At 44.9% G+C, this 25,152-nt stretch carries 23 protein-coding genes; 1 reads left to right on the forward strand and 22 read right to left on the reverse strand.

The window, feature by feature from the left end:
- Positions 1-445: 445 nt before the first annotated feature.
- From ACHAL6_RS13390 to fusA, 15 genes are all read right to left on the reverse strand, one after another.
- Positions 446-1,807, reverse strand: a complete 1,362-nt coding sequence (locus ACHAL6_RS13390) for an MATE family efflux transporter (RefSeq protein ID WP_395271171.1) — start codon at positions 1,805-1,807, stop codon at positions 446-448.
- A gap of 113 nt (positions 1,808-1,920) precedes the next feature.
- A complete protein-coding gene (locus ACHAL6_RS13395) occupies positions 1,921-2,271 on the reverse strand; it encodes an FMN-binding protein (RefSeq protein ID WP_395271172.1) in 351 nt (116 codons plus the stop codon).
- 134 nt (positions 2,272-2,405) lie between these two features.
- Positions 2,406-2,990: a carboxypeptidase-like regulatory domain-containing protein gene (locus ACHAL6_RS13400; RefSeq protein ID WP_395271173.1), complete on the reverse strand. Its 585-nt coding sequence runs from the start codon at positions 2,988-2,990 to the stop codon at positions 2,406-2,408.
- 131 nt (positions 2,991-3,121) lie between these two features.
- Positions 3,122-4,519 (reverse strand): FAD-binding oxidoreductase, encoded by a 1,398-nt coding sequence (locus ACHAL6_RS13405; RefSeq protein ID WP_395271174.1) that lies wholly within the window; start codon positions 4,517-4,519, stop codon positions 3,122-3,124.
- Positions 4,520-4,521: 2 nt separating this feature from the next.
- Entirely contained in the window at positions 4,522-5,721 is a 1,200-nt protein-coding gene (locus tag ACHAL6_RS13410; RefSeq protein ID WP_395271175.1) for an FAD-binding protein, read from the reverse strand.
- A gap of 11 nt (positions 5,722-5,732) precedes the next feature.
- Positions 5,733-6,521, reverse strand: a complete 789-nt coding sequence (locus tag ACHAL6_RS13415; RefSeq protein ID WP_395271176.1) for an electron transfer flavoprotein subunit beta/FixA family protein — start codon at positions 6,519-6,521, stop codon at positions 5,733-5,735.
- Positions 6,522-6,549: 28 nt separating this feature from the next.
- On the reverse strand, positions 6,550-7,242 hold the full coding sequence (locus ACHAL6_RS13420) for an LrgB family protein (RefSeq protein WP_395271177.1): 693 nt from the start codon (positions 7,240-7,242) through the stop codon (positions 6,550-6,552).
- Positions 7,239-7,589: a CidA/LrgA family protein gene (locus ACHAL6_RS13425; RefSeq protein ID WP_395271178.1), complete on the reverse strand. Its 351-nt coding sequence runs from the start codon at positions 7,587-7,589 to the stop codon at positions 7,239-7,241. The genes ACHAL6_RS13420 and ACHAL6_RS13425 overlap by 4 nt, the downstream gene beginning before the upstream one ends.
- A 323-nt stretch (positions 7,590-7,912) precedes the next feature.
- The gene (locus ACHAL6_RS13430) at positions 7,913-8,608 is read right to left on the reverse strand and encodes a FadR/GntR family transcriptional regulator (protein WP_395271203.1); all 696 of its coding nucleotides are present in this window, start codon (positions 8,606-8,608) and stop codon (positions 7,913-7,915) included.
- 144 nt (positions 8,609-8,752) lie between these two features.
- Positions 8,753-10,309 carry an ABC-F family ATP-binding cassette domain-containing protein gene (locus ACHAL6_RS13435; protein WP_395271179.1) on the reverse strand — a complete coding sequence of 519 codons (1,557 nt, stop codon included), beginning with the start codon at positions 10,307-10,309 and terminating at the stop codon, positions 8,753-8,755.
- 42 nt (positions 10,310-10,351) lie between these two features.
- Entirely contained in the window at positions 10,352-11,602 is a 1,251-nt protein-coding gene (locus tag ACHAL6_RS13440) for a competence/damage-inducible protein A (protein ID WP_395271180.1), read from the reverse strand.
- On the reverse strand, positions 11,602-12,228 hold the full coding sequence (locus tag ACHAL6_RS13445; RefSeq protein WP_395271181.1) for a histidine phosphatase family protein: 627 nt from the start codon (positions 12,226-12,228) through the stop codon (positions 11,602-11,604). Before ACHAL6_RS13445 ends, ACHAL6_RS13440 begins: the two co-directional genes overlap by 1 nt.
- A 183-nt stretch (positions 12,229-12,411) precedes the next feature.
- Positions 12,412-13,368 carry an ROK family protein gene (locus ACHAL6_RS13450; protein WP_395271182.1) on the reverse strand — a complete coding sequence of 319 codons (957 nt, stop codon included), beginning with the start codon at positions 13,366-13,368 and terminating at the stop codon, positions 12,412-12,414.
- 185 nt (positions 13,369-13,553) lie between these two features.
- The gene (locus tag ACHAL6_RS13455) at positions 13,554-13,967 is read right to left on the reverse strand and encodes a hypothetical protein (protein ID WP_395271183.1); all 414 of its coding nucleotides are present in this window, start codon (positions 13,965-13,967) and stop codon (positions 13,554-13,556) included.
- Positions 13,968-14,259: 292 nt separating this feature from the next.
- Positions 14,260-16,350, reverse strand: coding sequence for an elongation factor G (fusA, locus tag ACHAL6_RS13460; RefSeq protein ID WP_395271204.1), 2,091 nt, complete (start codon positions 16,348-16,350; stop codon positions 14,260-14,262).
- A gap of 204 nt (positions 16,351-16,554) precedes the next feature.
- Between fusA and map the strand changes: the two genes are divergently transcribed.
- Complete coding sequence (gene map, locus ACHAL6_RS13465) at positions 16,555-17,334, forward strand: type I methionyl aminopeptidase (protein ID WP_395271184.1); 780 nt, start codon at positions 16,555-16,557, stop codon at positions 17,332-17,334.
- A 70-nt stretch (positions 17,335-17,404) separates the two neighbouring features.
- Here the strand turns inward: map and ACHAL6_RS13470 are convergent, their stop codons facing one another.
- From ACHAL6_RS13470 to ACHAL6_RS13500, 7 genes are all read right to left on the reverse strand, one after another.
- Positions 17,405-17,791, reverse strand: coding sequence for a hypothetical protein (locus ACHAL6_RS13470; protein ID WP_395271185.1), 387 nt, complete (start codon positions 17,789-17,791; stop codon positions 17,405-17,407).
- Between the two features lie 12 nt (positions 17,792-17,803).
- Positions 17,804-19,225, reverse strand: coding sequence for a M56 family metallopeptidase (locus ACHAL6_RS13475; RefSeq protein WP_395271186.1), 1,422 nt, complete (start codon positions 19,223-19,225; stop codon positions 17,804-17,806).
- Complete coding sequence (locus ACHAL6_RS13480; protein WP_395271187.1) at positions 19,222-19,581, reverse strand: BlaI/MecI/CopY family transcriptional regulator; 360 nt, start codon at positions 19,579-19,581, stop codon at positions 19,222-19,224. Before ACHAL6_RS13480 ends, ACHAL6_RS13475 begins: the two co-directional genes overlap by 4 nt.
- 781 nt (positions 19,582-20,362) lie before the next feature.
- The gene (locus ACHAL6_RS13485) at positions 20,363-21,151 is read right to left on the reverse strand and encodes an OAM dimerization domain-containing protein (protein WP_395271188.1); all 789 of its coding nucleotides are present in this window, start codon (positions 21,149-21,151) and stop codon (positions 20,363-20,365) included.
- Positions 21,151-22,707 (reverse strand): lysine 5,6-aminomutase subunit alpha, encoded by a 1,557-nt coding sequence (locus ACHAL6_RS13490; protein WP_395271189.1) that lies wholly within the window; start codon positions 22,705-22,707, stop codon positions 21,151-21,153. The genes ACHAL6_RS13485 and ACHAL6_RS13490 overlap by 1 nt, the downstream gene beginning before the upstream one ends.
- 11 nt (positions 22,708-22,718) lie before the next feature.
- Entirely contained in the window at positions 22,719-24,170 is a 1,452-nt protein-coding gene (locus ACHAL6_RS13495; protein ID WP_395271190.1) for a hypothetical protein, read from the reverse strand.
- Positions 24,167-25,123, reverse strand: a complete 957-nt coding sequence (locus ACHAL6_RS13500; protein WP_395271191.1) for a hypothetical protein — start codon at positions 25,121-25,123, stop codon at positions 24,167-24,169. The genes ACHAL6_RS13495 and ACHAL6_RS13500 overlap by 4 nt, the downstream gene beginning before the upstream one ends.
- Between the last annotated feature and the right edge of the window lie 29 nt (positions 25,124-25,152).

Genomic DNA, 25,152 nt, shown 5'->3' on the forward strand with positions numbered 1-25,152 from the left:
TGTGCTTATTCTCTTTTTAGAGAACATTCTTATTATATTACCGAGGTAATATGTTGTCAATTGCCTGAAGCCTTGAAACAAGACTTGTTAAGCAACGTTCATAATCATAACATTTTATTTTTGGCCCAAATCCACTTCTTGGTTAATCCAGGTCAAATAGACCGCTTAAACTCTTTTTATCTCTATAATTCTCTATTTTCCTTATCGTGATACACACGGTTAAGTTTTTGTTATCTTTTATGGACTTTACACTATTTATCTCCATAATATGAGCTGCAATCAGGAAAAAAGAATAATTTTTAGCCCACCTGTTTCCTGCTCGATCTAAGAAATCACCACTTCATTACAGTTCTCTTCCGATCACTTTGATGCAATACTGCTATAAAAATACAGAAATCCCACTGGAGTTCCATCTCCAATGGGATTTCTGTATTGACTCTAAGTATCAGATCAGACCCGTTTTTCTGTACTTCCTGATGACAATGAAGTAGAAGAAACCGAACAGTGTAAGTCCCTTAAATATGCTTGACAGCGCTATTGCCCACCATACTCCGTTTAAACCCATACCCAGATCCTGTGAGAAGAAGTACGCCATCGGTATACGCATAAGATTGAACGTCACGCCTACAAATGATGGATATACTGTCTTTCCTAAACCATTAAAGGCACCCTGATTTGAAATCTCCAAAGTCTGGAACCACTGCGAAACAGCAATGATCATAAGATAGGAGACCCCCATCCTAAGGGTTACAGGATCTGTGATGAACACTTTGAAGATCGGTTCTGCCAGGAAATAAAGAAGCACCGTAGCAGCGACACCGATGATGGACATGAGCCTGACACCGGAAGCATAGCCTTTCATGATTCTCTCATACTTCTTCGCTCCATAGTTCTGCCCCACAAATGCGCTGATGGCAGTAGAGTATCCGCTGGCGGTCATCCAGGAGATGGACTCAATCTGCGAGCCCAGCTTCTGCGCTGCAATGGCCTCCGGACCATATATGGAAATGATTCTGGCGATGACCATACCAATCAGCGCCATGAGACCATTCTGCAGCCCCACCGGGAAACCCAGTTTGAAGATATTCATGATTCTGTGAAAGTCCACTGCTTTGAATATATTGATTCTGAAGAATGTATCCTTGCTTGTTATCATCATGATGATGAACAGGATCGTCACCAAGAGCTGCGCTATGATTGTAGCCAGCGCGGCACCATACACACCGAGCTCCGGAAAAATCCCCCACCCTCTGATCAGCATAGGATCGAGGATCATGTTGATGACGAGCCCTGTCAGATTGATGAGAAATGGCGTCTTACTATCTCCGGCTCCGTTGAATATGGAAGTAAGCACCGGATTTAGAAACATAAACAATATACCTGAAGCTATGATGGACAGATATCCCACAGCCATTTCGGTGACAACCGCATCACCTAGATTGAAGAACGCGATGAGCTGCCTTCTGAAAACAAGAAGCATCAGTCCGTAGAAGACGGCAAGCATCATATTGAAATGAATGGCACTTCTGGCGTAGTTATCTGCTCCCTCTTCATCGTTTCTGCCCAGATGCTGTGCCACAAAGACTTCTGCTCCAACTTTTGTCAGCAGAATCAGCGAAAAGGCGAACCACGAGAAGAAACCTGCAGTACCCACCGCAGCCAGAGAACTGCTGCCGAGCTTTCCTACCCAGAACATGTCCGTCAGATTATATGTCATCTGCACAAAAGAGGTTCCCATAATGGGGAGAGCCAGTTTTGTCAGTGTCGTACTTATATTTCCATAGGTTAAATTCACTTTCTGACCCATTAAATAAGCTCCTCACCATCTAAAATTTGAATAAATCTCCAAACAATTATACCCCATGAAACTCTATTTAACTAGATTTCCATGGGGATAATTCATAAGATCTGTTCTGTTTTCTACTTAGCCTGTTCTACAGCCTTGTTGATTGCTTCGATTAAAGCTTCTGAGGATACTGTAGCACCTGATGCTGTGTCAGCACCGTCTGCAGTAGTCTTGCCTTTAACTGATTCAATTACTGCTGTTTCAGCATCTCCATAGATACCGTCTGTTTCTGCATGCTCATCCACTGTAACGTCTGAAATCACACCGTCAGCAACTGTTACTGTCAGCTTGATCACATCGTTATGCCCCTGTGCTTCTGCTGTGTAGGAACCATCCTTAAGACCAGCGTCTTCTGATGCTCCGCATGCAGCCAGAACACCAACTGAAAGTAGAACGGACATTGCTATTGCAACAATCTTCTTCATATATTTCCACTCCTTTGTACAATATGTATTTTATCCATGGACAATTAACAATAATTATCCTCGACATCTACATTTTAGCCCTATTCATTTTATTTTTCAATATCTCATCAAAGATTTAAGGAAATTGCTGTAATTCATACATAAGACTTAAGTATTCCGTAAGAATCCTTTGTCTTATAGATCAGCTGGAGCACTTTCCCTCTGTCTTTTACATCAGACTCAAAGGACAGTGTGTAGGAATCAATGGTATCGCCTCTATCTTCCATGTCTGTCTTTTCTTTCGTCAGCTGATACCCCGTGAGCATTTTGTCATCCAGCAGAAACTGAAGGGAGGATTCACTTGCATCAGGAGAAAGATGCCGATTCCCCGCAATCATTCTGGGGAGAGATGCAAGCTGAAATGAACACACATAGCGGTCTCTCTCTTTGGTGATCCCTCTTTTAAACTTAATGAATTCCACGTTACCAAGCCTGATATCAATGCGATGGGGAATATGGGTACTTACATTGTCAAAGGTGAATGCAAGATATTCTTCACCGTAGGAGAAGGTGCCCATCACCATTCCATTGGTCTTTTCATTGATCTGAAGATAATACTCCCCATCCTCGTTGCTGTACCCGCTGGCCAGCACATTAAATGCTCTGTCCACAAAAAGAACCTCCGCATTTTCGATGATCTTCCCTTCATGATCCTTTACGACTCCATTGATCTTCGCCATTCTCCCTCACCTCTTCTTTTTCCTATCATAATACTAACATAGGAATCCTGAAAGTCCACACCTACCCGAAAAAGCAGAAGAAACCTTAGAAGCATAGAGTTTCGCTTCAAAAGGTTTCTGTTCTTCTGATGTTACTGACAGACTTTTCCGGGATTGAGCAGATTCTTCGGATCAAAAGCCAGCTTGATGTTCTTCAAAAGGGACATGTAGGTCTCATCATACTGTTCGAACATATAGGGCCTCTTTGCAAATCCTATGCCATGTTCACCTGAAACCACCCCATCCAGCTCTCTTGCTCGTCTGTACATGCATTCAAACACCTCTCCGAGCTTCTTCTTCCACTCTTCTTCATTCATTTCATCCTTCAGCACATAGACATGAAGATTTCCGTCTCCTGCATGGCCGAAGCTTCGGATCCGAACATCAAATTCATGCTGAAGCTGATGGGTATAATTGATGAACTCAGCAACCTTGTCTCTTGGCACACATACATCACACTCGTCTATTTCTGTGGTGGATGCTTTCACTGCTTCCAGGAACGCCCCCCTCGCAGACCATATGCTCTGTTTTCTTTCATCCGTGTCCGATATGAACACATCCAGCGCTCCCTGATCCAGGCAAAGCTTAGCCACTGTATCATAGTTTCTTTCCACTTCCTCGATGGTGTTGCCATCAAAAGAAAGAAGAAGATATGCATCGGAAGAATTATCGGGAAACTTTTTATCAAGAAACTGCTCCGCAGCCAGAATCACTTCTCTTTGCATGAATTCAATGGCTGTAGGTGCGGCTTTTGACTTGATGATCTTCGGCACTGTGCTTATGGCCATGTCAAGATCCGGAAATGGAATCAGAAGACTGACCACTTTCTTAGGAAGGGGCAGAAGCTTCAGCGTCGCTTCCGTGATCACAGCCAATGTGCCTTCCGATCCGCAGACCATATCCTTGATGCTGTATCCTGAGCTGTTTTTAACAACCTTACCGCCCACTTTCATGATTTCACCGTTTGGCAGGACGATCTCGAGGCCACGCACATAGTCCCTTGTGACGCCATACTTCACAGCTCTCATCCCTCCGGCATTGGTATTGATGTTTCCCGCGATGGTAGCGGTTTTCTCTCCAGGATCCGGTGGATAGAAGAAATCTCTTTCCTCCACATACTTGGCAATATCCATGAGCATGACACCTGGTTCCACAGTCAGCGTCAGATTATCCGCATCCAGTTCCTTGATCCTTGCCATTTTGGTCATGTTGATCATGATGCCCCCGTGTATCGGGACAGAAGCTCCGACCAGGCCAGTTCCTGAGCCTCTGATGACCACAGGTATGTTGTTGTCATAGGCATATTTCATGACTTTCGACACTTCTTCGGTGGAGAGAACCTCCACCATGATTTCGGGCATGGCGCTGATTCCACCCAGTTCATCATGGCTGTAATCTTCGCTGATGTTTTTCCCTGTATATACTCTGTTATTGCCAAGCAAATCAATAAGATAAGTAATATCCTTCAGGTCTATCTTTTTATAGTTCATCCTTATGCCCCCCTTGTTAATCTGACGCGTTCAATGAGCTCCGGCAGAACTTCATAAAGATCACCCACGATGCCAAAGTGCGCCACATTGAAGATTTCAGCCTTTTCATCACTGTTCACCGCGAAGATGTATTCCGAACCGTTCATACCTGCAGCAAACTGTACAGACCCTGAAACACCAAGGGTGATCATAAGCTTCGGCTTTACGGTCCTGCCGCTGAGTCCTACCTGTCTCTTGGCATCGAGCCATCCTGATTCTATGAGCGGTCTTGTTCCGGCGATCTGTGCGCCCAGAAGTGCTGCCAGCTCTTTCACAAGCTCCATGTCTTTCTCATTCTTGACCCCTCTGCCCACTGCAATGATGGTTTCCGCATCGGAGATGCTGACTTCCTTTTCCTTGGGACGTACTTCCAGCACTTCGATCCGTGAAACAAGCTTGCCGTCCTCTATGGTGCACTGCACGATTTCGCCACAGGCGTCTTCCGCTCTTTCCATGGCATTCATCACTTTATAACGAACCGTTGCCAGCTGCGGCCGCGTATTCGGTGTCTTGATCTGGGCCATGATATTTCCACCAAAAGCAGGTCTGATCTGTACAAGGTCTGTGTTCTCCTTCATATCCAGGACGGTGCAGTCAGCCGTAAGACCGGTTCTAAACCTGGCTGCGATTCTTGGTGCAAGAGATCTTCCGACAGTGGTGGCACCTACAAGAATGGAGGAGGGTTTCACCTGATGGATGAAATCCTCAAAGGCCGCAGAATAGGGTTCGATTCTGAAATCCTTCAGCTCTTTGTGATCATAGACAAAGACCTTGTCTGCACCGTAATGAAGAAGTTCCTGCGCTTTTTCACTTATGTCCTGTCCAATGAAAAGAGCATAAACGGGAAAATCCACTTTGGCTGCCAGCTCTCTGGCTTTCCCCAGAAGCTCCATGGTCACCGGATGAATTTCTCCATCCACATGGTCCACATAGACCGCAATCCCTTTCCATAGACTCTTGTCAATTTCTTCTCTCTTCTCCCCTTCTACGATTTCCATGACCCCCTTGGGTCCTTTATTCACACAGATTCTGCACATTTTGCAGTTTTCATTGATTATAAGCTTCCCTTCCACATCTTCCAGCGCATGGAACGGACAGATCTGGACCAGCTCAGCAGTTTTCGCCGGTGTCACCAGATGTTCATTTACAATTAATTTCGCCATTTCATTCCCTCCTATACAAGCTTCAGTTCTACGAGTTTGTCTGATACATTATGGGCCACCTCAATAGAGGTTCCTCTGTACATTTCACGCTGATCGTTTCCTGATGGAGGAAAAATTCTCTCCACCTGGGTTGGTGAACCGTTCAGCCCGTACTTCATCTCGTCCTGATCCTCAAAGTCCTTGAAGGAGAGCACTCTGATTGGTCTTTCCTTTGTTTCCATCTTCTTCTTGTAGGATGGGAGTCTGGGCTGGAAAATATCCTTTTCCACTGTCAGGAGGCACGGATATTTCACAGCTACCACTTCCACTGTATCTGGCATATCCATCTCCACCACAACGGCATCCTCTCTGTATGCCACTATTTTCGTCACATTGGCCACATGCGGAATATCAAGATACTCCGCCATTTCAGGTCCTACCTGAGCTGTATCTCCATCCGTCGTCTGTTTTCCGCAGAGCAGGAGATCAAAATCCCCCAGCTTCTTCACCGACTGGGAAAGCGTGTAGGAAGTGGCCAGAACATCTGCTCCTGCAAACTTCCGGTCTGAAATGAGTGCTCCTTCATCCGCTCCCATCATGAAAGCCTCCTTGATCACTGCTTCCGCCTGCCTTGGCCCCATGGTCACCGCTGTGATGCTGCCTCCCTGGTCTTCTCTGATTCTCAGTGCCGTCTCCAGTGCAAAGAGATCATAAGGATTCATCTTGGAATCCACCCCGTCCCTTTTCAGTACACCTGTCTTTTCATCCACCTCTACCTTATTGGATCCAGGCACCTGTTTGATGCAAACTACAATATTCATAATTCCCTCCTAAATAATAATCTCTGTTCTACCCGAGTAATCCCATGAGAAGCGGTACCAGAATCACCGTTGCGATTCCTGCAATCCCGATGGACAATCCGCTCATGGCGCCCTGGGTTTCCCCCAGCTCCATGGCCTTTGAAGTCCCTACCGCGTGTGAGGCGGTTCCGATGGCGATGCCCTGCGCCACATCATCACTGATTCTGAAAAGCTTCAGAAGACCGGGGCCAATGACAGCACCTGTGATTCCTGTAAGTACGATGACCGCTACAGAAAGCGAGACGATACCACCGATTTCTTTTGAAATTTCCATCCCGATGGCCGTTGTGACGGATTTCGGAAGCATGGAAACTGCTACGCTGAGATCCACATGAAACAGCCTCGAAAGAAGAATGACACTGAGAATGGAAGTGGCACTTCCCACTGAAATACCGATGAGAATCGGTATAAGATCCTTCTTCAGAAGTTCAATCTGCTTATACAGCGGAACTGCCAGCACAACCGTTGCCGGCCCAAGGAAAAATAGAATGAAGCTTCCGCCCAGATCATACTGCTCCTTTGGTATACCTAGCCCCATAAGAAAGATGATGACCAGGATGATGGCTACCAGCAGCGGATTCAGCAGCGGATTCTTCGTCTTTCTGCTGATAAGGATTCCAATCTCAAAAGCGGCAACCGACAGCAGAATGCCAAAAACCGGTGTGTTAAGAAGTGCACTCATCTTGATCTCCTCCCCTTAAGAAGCTGGACTGTCCAGCCTGTGACACCTACCACTAGAATGGTCGAGATGAGCACGATCATCATGATGGGAAGCCACGCTCCCCCGATGACATCCAGGCTGCTGATGAGTCCCACCCCCGCAGGAACAAACAGAAAAGCCAGATGATCCAGCAGAAATTTCGAAATGAGCTCAATGTTCTCCACTCTGATGATCTTCGTAAGCAGCAGCAGAAAAAGAATCACCATGCCGATGACTGTACCCGGAATACTGATTCCGGTTGCAATCCTTATGCCTTCCCCTGCCAAAAGAATGACAAGAATGATGCCAAACTGTCTTAGTACTTTCACACGATCTCCCCCCAATATAATGTTTTAGGTCATATGGTCATTTGGTCTGACCAATTTATCCGTTGAGAAAATAGTAGCACAGGTATGGAAACGTTTAAAGTATAGTTTAGAAGTTAACAGAGTCTCCAGATACACTGTTTTCTCTCCACAGCTCATGAACACTGTATCTGGACCATGGACCTGATTCAGAAATAATTTTCCTTTTCGTGAAAACCTATTCATTTACATTATTTTTCGTTATATTATTAACACATTGGTTTTCAGGCATCAAAAAAAGCCTTCCCTCTCATAAGGGGAAGACTTCTGTATCTGCTGATTCTGTATTAGTAGAGGTCCATATGCCTGATGATGAGGTTCATATGTTCCTTCATCACTCTGGCAGCTGCTTTTTCATCGTGATTCTTCATGGCGATGTACATGTTCTCGTGATGTTCCAGAAGCACTGATTTGTTCTCATCCTTGTTGATGATGGCTTCTCTTGCTTCCTTGATGAAGCTGTCCATCAGTGAGGATACTGCGGTGAGAATACTCATGATGAGGTTGTTTCCGCTTGCCCTGGCTATGACATAATGAAGCTCCTTGTCCAGGATGATATTTTCCTTTTCATCGGGAAGATCCTTCATCCTGTCGATGATTTCTTTCAGGTGAACAAGCTCTTCCTCTGTGATGTTTTTTGCTGCAAGCCTTGCAGTCTCCACTTCCAGCACTCTTCGCAGTTCCAGAATCTCTGAATTTCTGCTGTTCTGCAGTACAAACATCATGGAAAGCGGTTCAATGAGATTGTCCTCGAAACTGTCTTTGATGTAGTTTCCGCCACCCTGTCTGCTTTCTATGAGCCCGATGATCTGCAGTGCTCTTAAAGCTTCTCGTACCGAGGTTCTTGATACCTGGAATTTCTCCACCAGCTCTCTTTCAGGAGGCAGTTTTTCTCCCTTTTTCAGCTCTCCGCTGGTAATCATATATTTAATCTGTTCTATGACCTGTTCATAAACCTTCGTACTTTTCACAGGAGTAAACATCATTACACAATCCTTTCTACGTGTCAGTATATATGGAATCCGGACCACTTATCATACCAATTATCTCTTATCCGGGAATAGTTTGCAACCTATCCCTTAAGATCCTGAAAAAGCTGTGAAGAAGAATCCTCACAGCTTTCAGGTTTAGAATATCTTTCTTGTCCAGTCTTCACAGTTCCAGATATGGGTTGCGATGTCCTCATAGAATTCTCTTTCATGAGAAACGAGAAGAATTGTTCCCTTGTATTCCTTCAGGGCTCTTTTCAGCTCATCTTTGGCATCCTGGTCCAGATGATTCGTCGGCTCATCCAGTAGAAGCACATTGGCTTCTCTGTTCATGACTTTGGCCAGTCTCACCTTGGCCTGTTCTCCACCGGAAAGCACAACCACCTTGGATTCGATGTGCTTTGTCGTGAGGCCGCATCTGGCCAGTGCACTTCGCACCTCATACTGATTGTACCCGGGGTATTCCGCCCAGAAATCCTCGATACAGGTATTGTAGTTGTCTCTTTCCCCTTCCTGCTGGAAATAACCGATTTCGATGTTTTCACCGGTCTCGATGTCTCCGCTGAATGGAGGGATCATCCCCATGAGGCTCTTTAAAAGAGTGGACTTACCCAGTCCATTGGCTCCCGTAAGGGCGACTTTCATCCCTTTTTCCAGATACACGTTCACTGGCTTTGTTAAGGGCTCATCATATCCGATGACCAGATTGTCTGTTCTGAAAATCATCTTTCCCGAAGTTTTTCCGATCTTGAAATCAAAGGTCGGTTTCGGCTTATCCTTCATCAGTTCGATCTTATCCATCTTGTCCAGTTTCTTCTGTCTGGATTTCGCCATGTTGGACGTGGCCACTCTCGCTTTATTGCGGGCGATGAAATCCTCCAGTTTGCCTATTTCCTGCTGCTGTCTTTCAAAAGCCGCTTCCACCTGCTTCTTCTTCGCTTCATATACCGCCTGGAAATCATCATAGTTCCCCACATATCTTGACAGCTCCCTGTTCTCCATATGATAGATGATGTTCACCACTTCATTGATGAAGGGAATGTCATGGGAAATCAGCATGAAGGCATTCTGATAGTTCTTGAGATAAACCTTCAGCCAGTCGATGTGTTCTTCATCCAGGTAGTTGGTGGGTTCATCCAGAAGCAGAATATCAGGAGACTCCAGAAGAAGCTTTCCGAGAAGCACCTTGCTTCTCTGTCCTCCTGAAAGTTCATCCACTTTCTTGTCCAGACCTACATCCTTAAGGCCCAGCCCCCTTGCCACTTCTTCCACCTTGGGATCGATGCTGTAGAATCCGCTGTTGTCCAGAATATCCTGCAGGGTGCCCATGTCATCCATGAGCTTTACAAGTTCCTCCTCTGTGCAGCTGCCCATCTTATCGCCTATGGCGAAGATTTCCTGTTCCATATCGAAAAGATACTTGAAGGCACTATCCAGTACATCCTTGATGGTCGCTCCTCTTTCCAGACTCGCATGCTGGTCAAGATAGCCTACACGAACTCGATTCGCCCACTCCACTGTACCTTCATCAGGCTGCAGCTTGCCGGTGACGATATTCATGAAGGTGGATTTTCCTTCCCCATTGGCACCGATGATCCCTACATGTTCCCCTTTAAGGAGTCTGAAGCTCACGTCCTCGAATATGGCTCTGTCTCCAAAGCCGTGACTTACATTTTTTACCGTTAATATACTCAAATCTAATCTCTACCTCTTATTTCTTATTCTAAAGACAAAGGTTTATCCCTTTGCCAGCTCGTTCAGTTTTCTTCTCAGGATATCCAGAGAAGCGATGGTTGCTCGCACCCTGATTTTCTCTCTGCCGCCTGTGAAATAGCGCTTGTGCACTTCCACCTGACCCCTAACACCAAGTCCGATATAGACTAAGCCCACAGGCTTCTCCTCTGTTCCTCCGGTAGGACCTGCAATCCCGGTGGTCACCAGACAGATTTCAGCTCCGGTCTTCTCATGAAGTCCCTCCGCCATCTCCCTGCAGGTTTCCTCACTGACAGCACCATGCTCTTTCAGTGTCTCTTCCTTCACGCCGAGATATTTCACCTTGGATTCATTGCTGTAGGTCACGAAGGTTTCTGCAAGCACTTTGGACATGCCGCCTTCATAGCCAAGAAGCCTGGATGCGATCATGCCGCCCGTTACGGATTCCGCTATGGCAATGGATCTGTCATGGGCCACCAGTTCTCTTCCGATGACATCCTGCAGCGTATCCTCATCAACGCCGTAGATATATTCTCCGATGCGGCTTCTGATTTCCTCTTCCATGGGCGCGATCATGGCCCTTGCTTCCTCTTCTGTGGGCGCTTTGGCCGTTATTCTGAGGATCGCTTCCCCGTCTTTCGCATAGGGGGCCACGGTAGGATTGTTGCTCTCATCCAATAGATCCTTCACCCTTGTGGCCATGTCCCATTCACCAAGACCGATGCATCTTAAGGTTTTAGAGATGATGGTGTGATCCATGAACTGCATGAGAAAAGGCTTCACCTTGTTCTCGAACATGGGGATCATCTCCTTTGGTGGTCCTGGCAGATTGATGATGAACCTGTTGTTCTCTCCGGGAATGATGCACCCAGGTGCGGTTCCATTGGGATTATCCAGCACAATGGACCCTTCCGGAAACATGGCCTGCTTCTGATTGCCATTGGCCATGGCTCTGTCATTGTGCTTGAAGTAGGACAGGATCACTTCATAGGAAGGTTCATGCAGAACAAGCTCTTTTCCAAGAACCATTCCGGACACTTCCTTTGTGATGTCATCCGGTGTGGGCCCCAGACCACCTGTGGTGATGATGATTTCCGATTCCTTCAGCGCCTCTAAAAGAGCCTTTTTCAGCCTCTCCTCATTGTCACCCACGGTGGTCTGTCTGTAGATGCCCATACCAAGCAGAGCCAGTTCCTTGGCCAGATACTGGGCATTGGTATTGACGATGTCTCCTAAAAGCAGTTCTGTACCAACTGCCATGATTTCAGCATTCATTATTTCATCTCCATCTCATCAAAATGTCTCGTATCTCCATACAGCAGAATTTCACCTTTTTCCTGGTCCTTTACTCTGACCATGGAAATGCTTGCCTGTTCCACCACAGGCTTAGTCCAGAATTCTATGAATCCTTCGGACGAGTAATGACTCATAACCGCTTTCAGCGTAACTCCATGGGTCACGATGAGCACATTCCCCTCCGGATTCTCCTGTACGATCTTATCTAACGCTCTCTTTGTACGTGCGAGCATTTCATCAAAATTCTCCCCCGTGTTCTTCACGAACAGATGGGGTCTCAGCCAGTAGTTCTCAAAATTCTCAGGTTCTTTTTCCTTGATCTGTTCGAGGGTTTTCCCTTCCCACTGTCCCATGTTCATTTCTTTGAGCTCATCCATGAGCTCAATTTCAACACCAAGCTTTCCTTTGGCTGAAATGGCTGTCTTCAGCGCTCTTTCGCTGGGACTGGAATAGATCTTCTGGATGTCGTACATCTTCACAGCCTGATTCAGTTTCTGGCCCTGAAGAATCCCTTTCTCTGTCAAAGGTGAATTCATCCAGCCCTGAAGTCTGCCTTCTGTATTCCATTTTGTTTCTCCATGTCTTGTAATGTAGAGATTTAACATAATCTTTCACCTGCCCGATTTTTCTAACCAGTCTATTCTATCATAATACAAACCATTCACAAAACAATTATTCCCTTGAAACTGTTTATGAATATCGCTTGAGTCCATCCTTCTTACTGAAAAGAGACTTCCAGTCACCATGGATGACTGGAAGTCTCTGAAACAGATCTTAGTGAAAGCCGGCTATTTCTCTTCACTCTCAATGAGCGCCAGTGCCAGAGCACCTACAACGCCCGCTTCCTGACCCAGCTCCGCTGGAAGGATTCTGGTGGCGTCAAACATGAAATCAAAGCTTCTCTTTCTAGCCTCTTCCTTGATCTTGTCAAAGAACAGGTCTCCGATTTTTGATACCCCTCCACCGATGACGATGACTTCAGGATCGAAATTGACGATGAGATTCGCAAGCCCGATGCCCATATACATGAACGCATTCTCCAGAATCTCAATAGCCACCTCATCTCCTTCAAGATAGGCTTGATGCACTTCATAACTTGTGATGGTATCCACATTCTTCAGAGAAGTCTCTCTGCCTTCCTGAACCGCTTCCTTGGCTCTTTTCGCAATAGCAGTACCGGAAGCCAGCGCTTCCAGATCCCCGAATTTTCCGCAGTTGCACTGATGCCTGCTGAATGGCTCGATGGTCATATGTCCTACTTCCAGAGCATTGGAAGTGTTTCCTCTGTAGGGTCTTCCATTAAGAACCGCTCCTCCGCCTACTCCTGTGGAGACAGTGACATAGAGCATGTGCTTTGTCCCCTTGCCAGCTCCGAAGGTATATTCTCCGATGGCTGCAGCATTGGCATCATTATCCAGATAAGTCTTGATACCGAACTTCCTTTCAATGGGCTTCACTACATTATAGTTCTTGAATGGGAGGTTGGGTGTAGTGATGATTGTTCCTTTTTCAGAATCCAGAGGACCTGGTGATCCGATTCCGATGGCTCTTACTTCATCCGCATTCAGCTGGGATGCTTCCAGCACCATGGAGATGGATTCGAAAATTCTTTCCATCACCACCTCTTCTCCTAAATGAGAACCTGTGGCAAGTGTTGTCTTCTCTATGATTTTTCCAGTGAGGTCACTGATGGCTGTGGTGATCTTGGTTCCTCCAAGATCCACACCGATAACATATTTTTTCATGATGATCCTCCGTTTAAACTTTATTTCATTTGTTATTATTATAGCATGACAGAAGGATAGGACCTACGAGAGGCTGTAATTTTATTCGCTGAAAGAGATGATATCGCCGCTCTCTGTTTATAAAGATATCTGAATCATGCCAGTACTATAAATGCCTTTGTGTTCTTTTGTTCCAATCCACCTGTTTATTTTGAATCTGATTGCTTAGAGGATTCTATCTTCCTCAAAAACAAGACATCCATGAATGAGATTCCAAAAGACACCCCGAAAGCGTTTGAAAAAACACGAAATGCATCTATATCAGCAGGTCTGATCACATAATCAAACCCTACGTTCAAAATGCTGAAAAGAATAAAGAAAACAGAAAATCTAAGAATCCTCTTTCTCATTTCAGTCCATTTCAGTTTTCTTGAATTCATAACCGTAACGATAGGTGTATACAGCAGAATGAAGAAAGCCAGAAACACGTAACCAAGGAGAAAATAATAAGCCATTCCGCCATCTGCATCGCTATAAACAATAACCATAGAGATTATTGTTCCAGCAGCAAACAGCACAAAAAGAATTCTAGTGAAGATGATTACTCTGTCTTTTTCCATAGATGCCTCCAAAAATTGAATCAATCTCATTTTTCATGTTTCAAATTATTCAACCGTATTCTGAACTATAGTAATGTCATATTTATTGTACACTGTATCAGTTCATTTTCAAAAAATATTTTCATCAGCTTCAGGTAGATGCGGTTCTCATCTGGATCCTTACTTCTGGTTATAACTCGGGTGTGCAATACTGACAACGGTAGACATCTATCTCCTGAAACATGATTGAACGTGAAAAAGTGGAGAAGCTCGTATTCATGAGCTCCTCCACCTGATAATCACTTACTTTTCTCTATTCTCTTTCTTCTCTGTACCTCTTGGTCTCTTCGATGATTTTCGGTACTTCAGTTGGAGGAACTTCCTCATATCTAGCAAATTCCATGGAGAAGTCGCCTCTGGCCTGGGTCATGGACCTTAAGTCTGTGGCATAGGTCTGCATTTCAGAAAGCGGAATTTCCGCTATAACCATCTGCTTTCCATCCACAGGTTCCATGCCCTGCACTCTACCTCTCTTCTTGTTGATATCGCCCATGATATCACCCATGTAATCATCCGGAATGATGATGCTTGCTTTCATGATCGGTTCAAGCAGTACAGGCGATGCCTCTTCCATACCTTTCTTGAAGGCCAGATTGGCCGCAACCTTGAAGGCCATTTCAGAGGAGTCCACCGCATGGTAGCTTCCATCATAAAGTGTAGCCTGAAGCTTGATTACAGGATAACCTGCAACAACACCTTCCACGATGGATTCTCTAAGACCTTTTTCCACCGCTGGTATGTAGTTTCTTGGTACAGCACCACCAACCACCTTGTCGATGAACAGAAGATCTTCTTCTCCGTCCTGACGTGGTTCGAAAATGATTTTCACATCTCCGTACTGACCATGTCCACCGGACTGCTTCTTGTGTTTACCCTGCACATCGGATCTCTTCTTGATGGTTTCTCTATAAGGAATTCTAGGCCTCTTCAGCTCCACATCTACGCCGAACTTGGATTTCAGCCTGGATGCCAGAATATCAAGATGGGTGTCTCCCTGTCCTGAAATCAGTATTTCAGCTGTTTCCTTGTCTCTTTCCATAGTGAAGGTGGGATCTTCTTCCACCAGTCTCTGAAGCCCTGATGAAATCTTGTCTTCGTCGCCCTTGGCCTTCGGCACCACAGCCATGGTCATGGTTGGGGTCGGGAAGTTGAACTTGTCGTAGATTACCTTGAAGGCTGGATCGCTGATGGTTTCACCTGTTTTCGTATGCTGAAGCTTTGTGACGGCTCCGATATCTCCTGCGATGACCTTGTCGGTGAGAATCTGATTCTTTCCTCTCAGGAAGATCAGTGTATTGATTTTTTCAGGTTTATCCTGATTGGTATTGAATACAGGCGTATCGGGTCTGATATGACCTGTAATGACTCTGAAGAGGGAAATCTTGCCCACAAAGGGGTCCGCTATGGTTTTGAACACAAAACCGGAGAACGGTTTGTCTTCAGAAAGGTTGATGAACTCGGTTTCTCCGGATTCAACCACCACCGCTTTCTGAGGAATCGCATATTCTGGTGTAGGGAAGCATTCGATCATATCTTCCAGAAGCGTGGTCATACCGATGACCTTGGTCGCACTTCCGCAGGTTACCGGTGCGATGTCTCCGGATGCGCATCCTTTGATCAGTGCATCGTAGATTTCCTGCTCCGTAAGCTCTTCTCCACCAAAATATTTCTCCAGCAGCACTTCATCGGTCTGTGCCACGGATTCCACAATCATTTCTCTCAGTTCAGCAACTTTATCAACTAACTCCTCTGGAACAGGAGCTTCTTTCATTTCAAGGGTCTTAGGGTCATGAATCCTAGCTCTGTTGGAGATGATGTTGATCACTCCACGGAAACTGTCTTCTTTTCCCACAGGATACTGTATAGGTACTACACTCATACCGTATTTATCTTTCAGCTGTGCAAAGACCTTATCAAAATCAGTGTGGTCTCTGTCCAGTTTATTGATGAAGAATGTTCTAGGAAGCTTGATCTTGTTACAGTACTCCCATGCCTTGTCTGTTCCAACTTCAATTCCAGAAGCTGCGGACACTACAATCGTCGCCACGTCAACGGCTCTCATACCCTGAATCTGTTCTCCCACAAAATCGAAGAATCCAGGAACGTCCACCAAGTTGAATTTGATGTCATTATAGGTGAAAGGAGCCACAGAAGCCTGGAGCGAAATCTGTCTCTTCTTTTCTTCAGAGTCAAAGTCTGTCGTCGTTGTTCCGTCTTCCACTCTGCCAAGTCTGTCTGATGACTTGGTATAATAAAGAAGTGCTTCAGCCAAAGATGTCTTTCCAGTGCCACTGTGGCCGATTATTCCGACATTGCGCAAATTTTTGATACGGTACTCTTTAATATACATATCATGTCCTCCTGCTGTATGATTTGTTTTCCTTATGAAAACCTTTAACTACTATTTCATCATATCAAATTTTCTGAGTATTTTCTATAATCAGGCTTCTCTTTTTCTAAATTTTGTAATATATTCGGTGAATTCATGCGAAGTTTTATTTTTCAACAGATGAATTAAGGCATATAATAGGAATAGGAGTGATTTGATATGATAATAAAGAATGAAAAAGATTTAGAGGCACTAAAAGAGATCGGCAGGATCTGCGCCCTGGCAAGAGATGCCATGGCAAAGGAGACAAAGCCGGGTATAACCACGCTGGAACTGGACCTTATCGCCAAAAGGATTTTTGAAGAACATGGCGCGGAATCCGCACCCATGGGAGAATATGATTTTCCCGGCTATACCTGCATCAGCGTCAATGATGTGGTAGCCCATGGTATTCCTTCCGAATATGTGCTCAAGGAAGGCGATAAAGTCAACATTGATGTATCTGCCTCCAAAAACGGATTATTCGCAGATACCGGTCTGACCATCAATATTCCACCCGTTTCCGAGAAAAACCGGAAACTACTGGAAACAGCGAAGAATGCCATGTATAAATCCATTGAGAAAGCCATGCCGGGCACCATGTCCAACAACCTGGGCAGAGCCGTATACAATGAAGCCCAGAACCATGGATTCAATGTGATCCGGAACCTCACCGGCCATGGCGTCGGGAAAACCCTTCATGACAATCCGGAAAACATCTTCAACTACAACGAAAGAAGAGGTGCTTCTCTCATCAGGGAAGGACATGTACTGGCCATCGAAACCTTCATCACGGAAAAGGATGATTATGTAGAGGAATATCCCGATGGTTGGACACTGAAAACTCCCAACGGGAATTATGTGTACCAGTTTGAACATACCGTCGTGGTGACAAAGAACGGTCCCATGATTCTCACCAATGGCGAAGAACAGGACTTTTACGATCCTTACAGGAAATAGAAAACCAGTGTATAGATGAATTGATTTTCATCTATACACTGGTTTTTCGTTCATGAGCTTTTCCTTAACATTAATCTCTTTCACCATCAAAGTAATAGATATTGTAATTATTATCCACATAAAACATTGGAATCAGATCAGTTTCCATGATCTGATAGAGATAATAGGAGTTCACCTCATAATAAGGGACCTCTTTAAAATGGAAATCTCTTTCCAATCTGCCATTCTTATCAAATCCATTTGTAAACTCATTCAGTGACGTCATGGCATCACGATCTATTGTTTTATCCAGTATGTCGTCTATTTCACCTGGCTCATCTTTTAATACACGTTCAAGCCTTGAAATTTCACTGGTCACATAATTACTTCTCTCATCATAAATGAAATTGAAATATAGGTAAGTAAATAACGCTGCTAACAGTATGACGCCTATCCCCAGAACCACTTTTTTCTTCATACATTCCACCCCCTACTGCAAATAGTCGCTGATCTCAGGCACTTTATTCTGAATCTGAAGTGTATAGTTATAGTCTAATATCTCAAACTGATTAGTTTGACTGATATATGGGAATATATCAAATTTCAGATTCAGGTCATTACCCACTCTGAATTCTCTTCGCAAGTCTCCTTTAAAATAAATATTTTCATTAGTGGAGCTTTTGAAAGTGAATGTAGTGGTATCCGACAGAGCATCATAATGAGCCGAAGCTATTCTATCCGATACATATATTTTATCTCCAACATCAAAATGCAAACTGTCGTGGATAAAGAGACCTGATTCCAGATCGATAAACTCATCAGCCAGTTCCTGAAAAGTCAGAGACTGATTCTTGTTAAATCCAGAATCAAAGGTATCCTCATTGCTCCTTCTTATTAGAACCTGGTTATTCACAATAAACACGCTCAATCTGTTCTGCCACCCTTCAGGAAGAAATGTAAGCTGAGAGGCTTCAGGTAATTTCACAGCACTTGCAAGTATTGGTGTAGTATTGAGAACTAAGAATGCTGACATGATCAGAAAAGAGAACAGTAAGGTGTCATACTTGTTATGCTTTCTTTTCTTAAGCAAGCTCTTGATTCTCATCTTCATATTTCCCTTCATGAACCCAGGTGTGAACGACAGATTGCTCCACCGAGAAGCTGTTCTGAGTAGCGTTGTAGCATATAATTTTCTATACTCTACATCCTTTTCTTTCAGCACACCTTCATCACAGGATGTTTCCATGTCATTTAAGAACAGATAATAAGCCATCCATACTAGCGGATTAAACCAATAAATCATAGTAATAAAATACGCTGCATAGGACAACCAGTGGTCATTTCTCCTGATATGATAATTTTCATGCGCAATGATATGATCCAGCTCTATATCGCTTAAGCCGGAGGGGACGTAGACTCTTGGTTGAGACAATCCCATGATGAAAGGAGTTGGAATTGTACTTCCTGCAAATATATTATCCCTTAGTCGCACAGTAGATTTCGCATTCATGTTTAAACGCAGTAATGTATAAACAGTGTAAATCAATAAAACTACGAGACCACTTAACCAGATTGCCACCAGTATTTCCATTAGATTAAATGAGGAAGCAGAGTCCAAAACGGAATTCATCTGTATAGGCAAATCATTGTTTACAATGCTCAATCCATTCTCTTCTGGATTAGAAAGCGCTTCATAAAATACTGTGTTTGAACTTACCATCACTTTGGGAATGATACTAATCGGGCTTTCAATGAAAAATGGATTAATGAGGCGGAAAAACAGTACGTACCAGAGCATGTACGAGAACTTTCTTGGTTTGTTCCTCATCAAGAAACGCATAAAGAGTATTAAGAGAAAAATGAAAACGGAGAGAATACTGATTCTGACCATTTGGATAAATAGGGCACTCATTTTGTTGCCTCCTCAATGATTTTCTTAATCTCGAGTGCATCTTTCTCTGTTATCTTTTTTCCATCGAGAAATGTTCTGATGAATGAAGGCAGTGAATTATCAAATGATTCTCTAATCACTTGTTCTGATTCATCTTTTTTCACCTGTTCCTCATTTACTAGAGCTGTTACTGTTGCTTCTTCGTTTTTCAGTAATCCTTTCTGCGATAGCTTTCGAATCATTGTATACGTGGTTGACTTTTTCCATCCTAGTTTATCCAGGCATTTCTTCGTTAATTCTGTAGAATTTATCGGTTCATTTTCCCATATAATCTTCATTAGATTATATTCTGCAGGATAAAGATCGTAACTTAACATAGTACATACCTTCCTTCACTTGATACAGAAGAGATGAAACAGCGATGGGACATAGAATAGATAATAATCTGTGGTCTTTTCTATTACACTTACTAAAATTCCACCTTCTAGGTTTATCTAAATAGACCTTTAGTGGAAGTTTATCACAATAAACCTTTGTTGTAAAGTATAGAGACTATTTGATTTTAATGAAGATTTGAAGGTTATCTAGCGAATTAGAGTTTTCATAAATTGGTTTCTAGACATAAGACAGATCCGATCTTGCAAAGAACGCAACATGTTGGCTATCGCAATCTTCAGCTTGGATATAGATAATTATTTACCTGGAAAGTGACCAGGTGTTTAAAAGAAAGCACCAGTGAAGAACAGGACTTTTACGATCCTTTTTCATAGCCCTTCCATTTTGTGAATATTCGGTTATTAATCCGTATAAATATTCCAATTATCCGTGAATTCTGCTATACTGAATATAAGAAAAACACGGATGCCAGACATCCAAATAACGAAAAGGATGTGAGTCCGATGGGAACATCAGACATGGAAAACGAGTCCTTAGATACGCATAGAGCAGAAGATCTGGCCATGAAGTAAAGAAACTAGAATTCTACTATGGTATAAATTGAAATGAAACGAATTGCTCATGAGAAGTATCAGAAGACGAATACGAAAAATTGAATAAGTATACATCGACAGGCTCCATAAAAGGAGCCTGTCTTATTTTAAAGGAATAAACGGCCGAAATTTAAGAGGATATCATGCTGATATCCTCTTAAACACTTGTTCAGATAAGTTCTCTCTCCATCATCTCATGAACTGCGAAGGTCGCCACGTCATCCGCATATTTACCCGGTCCGAACCCGGCATCATAACCCAGTTCTTTGGCCAGTTCATGGCTGATTCTTGGTCCTCCGCAGATGAGCACAACCTTGTCTCTTAAGCCTTCCGCTTCCAGAAGCTCCACCAGATAGACGAGATTGTCGATATGCACATTCTTCTGGGTGACGGTCTGGGAAACCAGAAGCACGTCCGCCTTCATCTCCACTGCTTTCTTCAGGAACTCTTCGTTGGTGACCTGGCTGCCCATGTTGAAAGCTTCAATCATCGCGTAGCGCTCCAGACCATAATGTCCTGCGAAACCCTTCATATTCATGATGGCGTCGATGCCCACCGTATGCGCATCTGTTCCAGTGGATGCGCCAAGAATCGTGATTTTCCTTCCGATGTTCTCTTTGATGAAATCATTGACCTCATCCATATCCATAACGTCTCCACCCACAGATTCCACATGGATTTCCTCGTAGTTGACACTGTGCATCAGGCTGCCGTAGACCACAAAATAGGTGAACTCCTTATCCAGCGCTTTATGATGCGCTACAAGCGGATCGAGAACCCCCATTTTTTTTGCCAGCTGCTTTGCCGCTTCCACGGCTCGGTCTCCATCTGGCAGTGGAAGTGTGAATGAAATCTGCACTTTTCCATCATTCAAGGTATCCCCATAAGGTTTCACCTGAGTGAGATCCAGTTTTTCATCCAGGTGGATTTTCTTCGTGTTGTATAATCCGCTGCTCATCAGTTCGCTCCCCCTTCCAGTAACAGTTCAAAGAAAGGATTATAGTATGTGCTGCTCTTTTTCACTACTCCATCCAGACCTTTTCCGCCATCCTGAGGTCTTTTGATGGCTGCGAACTTACCCTTTTCAATGGTTCTGAAGAGCCCTTCCTCTTTGATGTTCTCCAGAAGCTTCACCGTTTCAGAAAGAACTTCCTCCGCTCTTTTTTCAATGATGCCGCCCTGTCTGAACTCGATCTCGTTTCCGAAATCCTCCATGGTATTGAAAATATAGGATGCATTCTCGATGGCCACAGCGCGGTCAGATAAGAATGGTGTGTGAATGGCTTCTGTCATCATGCCCAGAAGATGGAGCTTCTGCCCTGTCATGATGGTCACCATGTTGAAAAGCGCATTCTGCACCTGCCCTTTGAAGATGTCGCCCGTCATGAACTTTGTCGGAGGCATGTATTTCAGTGGTGCCTTGGGGAAGATTTCCCTGGCCATCTGCGCCTGTGCAAGCTCATAAAGGAATCCGTTCTTCATTTCCGGATCCATCTCAAAGGCATGACCCAGACCCATCTGCTCTTCCGGAAGTCCCGCCATGAGCGCAAACTGCTCATTGATGAACTGGGAAGCCAGGACCGTATGGGCTTCCTCGTAGGCATCAGCTGTGGTCAGGTAATTGTCTTCTCCCGTATTGATGATGACCCCTGCATAGCCGTTGATGGCTCTTGAGAAGTACTGGTCGATGAGCGTTCTTTTCATGTTGATGTCTCTGAAGAGAATGCCGTATAGGGCATCGTTCAGCATCACGTCCAGCCTTTCCACCGCACCCATGGCCGCTATTTCAGGCATGCAGAGGCCAGAGCAGTAGTTGCAGAGCCGGATGTATCTGCCAAGCTCATCCCCTGTTTCGTCCAGCGCTTCTCTCATGAGTCTGAAATTCTCCTGGGTGGCCATGGTGCCTCCGAATCCTTCGGTAGTCGCTCCGTAGGGCACATAGTCAAGAAGAGACTGACCCGTGGTTCTTATGACGGCAATGATATCTGCTCCCTGCTTTGCAGCGGCTTTAGCCTGAACAATATCCGCATAGATGTTACCGGTGGCCACAATGACATAAAGGTACGGTCCGCTCTTATCTCCGAACTCTTCAAGCTTGGCTTCTCTATCCTTTCGATTACCTTTGATCTTCTCCACCGTTTCTCTGGCCACATCTTCCACTTTCATTTCCACTTCAAAGCGGTCATGAACCGGAAGCTTCGTAAGATCCAGTCTCTCTTGCGCGATTTCCTCCGCTATTTCCTGAGGTGACAGCGAAAGCGCCACCATGGCATTGCCCATGTAAAAGGCGGCACCGTTTTCCAGTGCTCCCTTTTCCTTCAGGTGATCCACCACGATATTCGGCAGCGGTACGCCTTCCTCATTCACTCCATCAACGCCCAGAAGCCGAAGAACCGTTCTTTCCACCGCAACGGTGGTATGTAGATCCACAAATCTCTGTGTCTCTTCCGCAATGGCGCGGGCATGGTTTCTTGCCGTGTCCACCTTATTTATATCCAATCTGATTTTGCTCATTTGTTTTCCCCTTATTCCAGTAATTTCTTTATTTCAGCAGTGAGGTCTTCCTGGAACCCCAGAAATTCGCCTATTTTCACTGCATCTCCCACAATAGGCGTTCCATCCCATTTTTCCAGTGTATAGTCCATGAGGTCCGACAGATAGGCAACCTGTTTCTGGCGGTCTTCCTTTTCCTGACTGATATGATCATCCAGATTAACCTCTCTAAGACCTCGCACCTGATACCTGTGAATCCCCGTGAGGCTCTTGATGTCGTAATGGGTGGCGACGAGAAGAAAATGCTGCCGGTCTCTGAAAAAGTTAAGCAGTCCGCCTACTATGGCCATGCCTTCCACAGGATTGGTGCCCCTGGCCGGTTCATCCAGAACCAGTAATGAGGGCATCTCATTCATTCCTTCCATGACTTCTGTGATCTTCACCACTTCTCCCCCAAAGGAGGATAGTCCCTGGTCGGGATTCTCCCGATCCACGGAAAGAAGATGCATGCTGCCAAGAACCGGAGTCTCCATTTTACTTGCAAAGGGCAGAATACCCAGCTGGACCAGCACCACATTGAGAAACAGGGTCTTCAGACTGATGCTCTTGCCCCCCATATTGGCACCGGTGATCACCGTACTTCCTCTTCTCACTTCCAGTGAGACGGGGACAAACTCCCGGCCTCTTCCTTTGAGAAGTTCCGCGAAATAAGGATGATATCCTTCCACCATATGGATGGAAGGCAAGTCACCTACTACAGGCAGGGTGGTAACGAACTTTTCAGAAAGCACCGCTTTTGCCAGAAGAAAGTCCAGCTCCCCGATGATATCCATATTGCGCAGCAGTATCCGCGCATAGGGCTTCAGCTGATCCGAAAGCTCTCTTCTCACTTCATACTCTCTCACTTCTTCTTTTGCCACGATTTTTCTTCTCATGACAAGCAGCTCATTTTTCTCTTCCGGAGTTCTGAGGGAACGGATCATTTTCTCAATCTCTTTCTTATCCCGTCTGATGACCCTTAACTCCTCATCATACTCGTCATAGATGTAGAATGTGTTTAACCCTGTTCCAGCTGGATCAAGCAGATCTGCAATCACATCCAGCCTCTCCAGCTTCAGCTCCTGACTGAGGAGGAAAGATCGGATTTCTTCAATCCTGTGCATTCTTTTCAGAAAATACTTGATCTCAAAGAGATCCAGCTCGCTCAGTACCAGTCCTTCCTCTACCGCCAAAACGGTGTTTCGGATATCCCTAAGCTCATGCAGAAGGAGAAAGAGCTCCTCCGCCGATTCTCTGAGGGAAGGCAGTCTGTCTCTCAGATCTCTGGTTCTTTCAAGCTCTCTTTGAAGGGCTTCTTCCTTGTCCTTTCCATAAAAGGACAGTTTGCTCTTATGTTCTTTTCCGTAAGGGCTTCCGGTCCTGATCAGGTCCATGACGAATTTCAGGCCCATGTCCTGCTTCTCTTTCCTGCTGAAATGCATCATTTTCCCTCCTTCCATACACGAAGACTCTTCACCGGAATCTCCGTTTCCTTCTGAATCCTTCCTATGAGTTTTTCAATATCCACTTCAAAACCGCCCTGATCGTAGGGATTGACGATGATTTCTTCCACTCTGATCTCCTCCACCACCTGCAGAGAAATCTTTCTTCTAGAAAGCCTGCTCATCATTTCAGGACTGATCAGTAAGCTTGTTCCATCTGCAAGTATGAAATCCCGGTTTCTGAAATGCTCATCCGCCAGAAGCTCTGTGAACAGCTGATCTGTAGCTGCTCCTTTTATGTAGATGGCTTCCGTATCATTCGAAAGCACTTTACGTATCTCCTTCCCCAGAGAAAGCGCCAGCTCCCCCTGCACTCTCTCCCAGTTTCCGTTTTTCACAAAGGCTCTTCCAGCTTCCTTCGGAAGCGAATGCTTCGTTACAGGAAGGGTCAGAGATTTCAAAGCATTTCTCGTTTTCTCCAGAATCTTATCCTGACTCTGACTGACACTCACGCCAGTGCAGAGCACCGCTCCTTCGGTTCGCGTGGAAAAAGACATGCGGGACAATGCACCATCCACGATGAACAGACAGTGCTCTTCAATCCTTCTCATGCTCTTCTCTATTTCAAGAAGATCGCTGCTCCTTGAAGGCCCGGCTATTTCCACAAATCCGTCAGAGAGAGCACGAAAGATGATGATTCTTCCCAGTGCACTGAATATGCGGGTACTCTCCATGATTTCCTTTGTCACATCACACCTGGATAAGAGCTCCTCCGAAGTTGCTATAAGTGTTCCTTCGCTGATATAGATTTTCGGCTTGTCTCCTTTTGTGACCAGGTCTCTTTCTTCCCCATCCCGTCCGATGGAAGTCAGAGCCAGCACCTTCTCTTTGTGATGCACCCGGGCTTCTTCGATGATGAGATTCAGAAAAGATGTTTTCCCCGTATTCTTTCCCATCCCCATAATGGCCAGAGAAGATAAACGAA

The sequence above is a fragment of the Proteiniclasticum sp. C24MP genome (genome assembly GCF_043951855.1).
Lineage (GTDB): Bacteria > Bacillota > Clostridia > Clostridiales > Clostridiaceae > Proteiniclasticum.

What these genes read in the sequence shown, in the direction of transcription:
- ACHAL6_RS13390 (WP_395271171.1), bottom strand. Translation starts at nt 1,807, where the DNA reads ATGGGTCAGAAAGTGAATTTAACCTATGGAAATATAAGTACGACACTG.
- ACHAL6_RS13395 (WP_395271172.1), bottom strand. Translation starts at nt 2,271, where the DNA reads ATGAAGAAGATTGTTGCAATAGCAATGTCCGTTCTACTTTCAGTTGGT.
- ACHAL6_RS13400 (WP_395271173.1), bottom strand. Translation starts at nt 2,990, where the DNA reads ATGGCGAAGATCAATGGAGTCGTAAAGGATCATGAAGGGAAGATCATC.
- ACHAL6_RS13405 (WP_395271174.1), bottom strand. Translation starts at nt 4,519, where the DNA reads ATGAACTATAAAAAGATAGACCTGAAGGATATTACTTATCTTATTGAT.
- ACHAL6_RS13410 (WP_395271175.1), bottom strand. Translation starts at nt 5,721, where the DNA reads ATGGCGAAATTAATTGTAAATGAACATCTGGTGACACCGGCGAAAACT.
- ACHAL6_RS13415 (WP_395271176.1), bottom strand. Translation starts at nt 6,521, where the DNA reads ATGAATATTGTAGTTTGCATCAAACAGGTGCCTGGATCCAATAAGGTA.
- ACHAL6_RS13420 (WP_395271177.1), bottom strand. Translation starts at nt 7,242, where the DNA reads ATGAGTGCACTTCTTAACACACCGGTTTTTGGCATTCTGCTGTCGGTT.
- ACHAL6_RS13430 (WP_395271203.1), bottom strand. Translation starts at nt 8,608, where the DNA reads ATGTTTACTCCTGTGAAAAGTACGAAGGTTTATGAACAGGTCATAGAA.
- ACHAL6_RS13440 (WP_395271180.1), bottom strand. Translation starts at nt 11,602, where the DNA reads ATGAATGCTGAAATCATGGCAGTTGGTACAGAACTGCTTTTAGGAGAC.
- ACHAL6_RS13445 (WP_395271181.1), bottom strand. Translation starts at nt 12,228, where the DNA reads ATGTTAAATCTCTACATTACAAGACATGGAGAAACAAAATGGAATACA.
- ACHAL6_RS13450 (WP_395271182.1), bottom strand. Translation starts at nt 13,368, where the DNA reads ATGAAAAAATATGTTATCGGTGTGGATCTTGGAGGAACCAAGATCACC.
- ACHAL6_RS13455 (WP_395271183.1), bottom strand. Translation starts at nt 13,967, where the DNA reads ATGGAAAAAGACAGAGTAATCATCTTCACTAGAATTCTTTTTGTGCTG.
- map (WP_395271184.1), top strand. Translation starts at nt 16,555, where the DNA reads ATGATAATAAAGAATGAAAAAGATTTAGAGGCACTAAAAGAGATCGGC.
- ACHAL6_RS13470 (WP_395271185.1), bottom strand. Translation starts at nt 17,791, where the DNA reads ATGAAGAAAAAAGTGGTTCTGGGGATAGGCGTCATACTGTTAGCAGCG.
- ACHAL6_RS13475 (WP_395271186.1), bottom strand. Translation starts at nt 19,225, where the DNA reads ATGAGTGCCCTATTTATCCAAATGGTCAGAATCAGTATTCTCTCCGTT.
- ACHAL6_RS13480 (WP_395271187.1), bottom strand. Translation starts at nt 19,581, where the DNA reads ATGTTAAGTTACGATCTTTATCCTGCAGAATATAATCTAATGAAGATT.
- ACHAL6_RS13485 (WP_395271188.1), bottom strand. Translation starts at nt 21,151, where the DNA reads ATGAGCAGCGGATTATACAACACGAAGAAAATCCACCTGGATGAAAAA.
- ACHAL6_RS13490 (WP_395271189.1), bottom strand. Translation starts at nt 22,707, where the DNA reads ATGAGCAAAATCAGATTGGATATAAATAAGGTGGACACGGCAAGAAAC.
- ACHAL6_RS13495 (WP_395271190.1), bottom strand. Translation starts at nt 24,170, where the DNA reads ATGATGCATTTCAGCAGGAAAGAGAAGCAGGACATGGGCCTGAAATTC.
- ACHAL6_RS13500 (WP_395271191.1), bottom strand. Translation starts at nt 25,123, where the DNA reads ATGGGAAAGAATACGGGGAAAACATCTTTTCTGAATCTCATCATCGAA.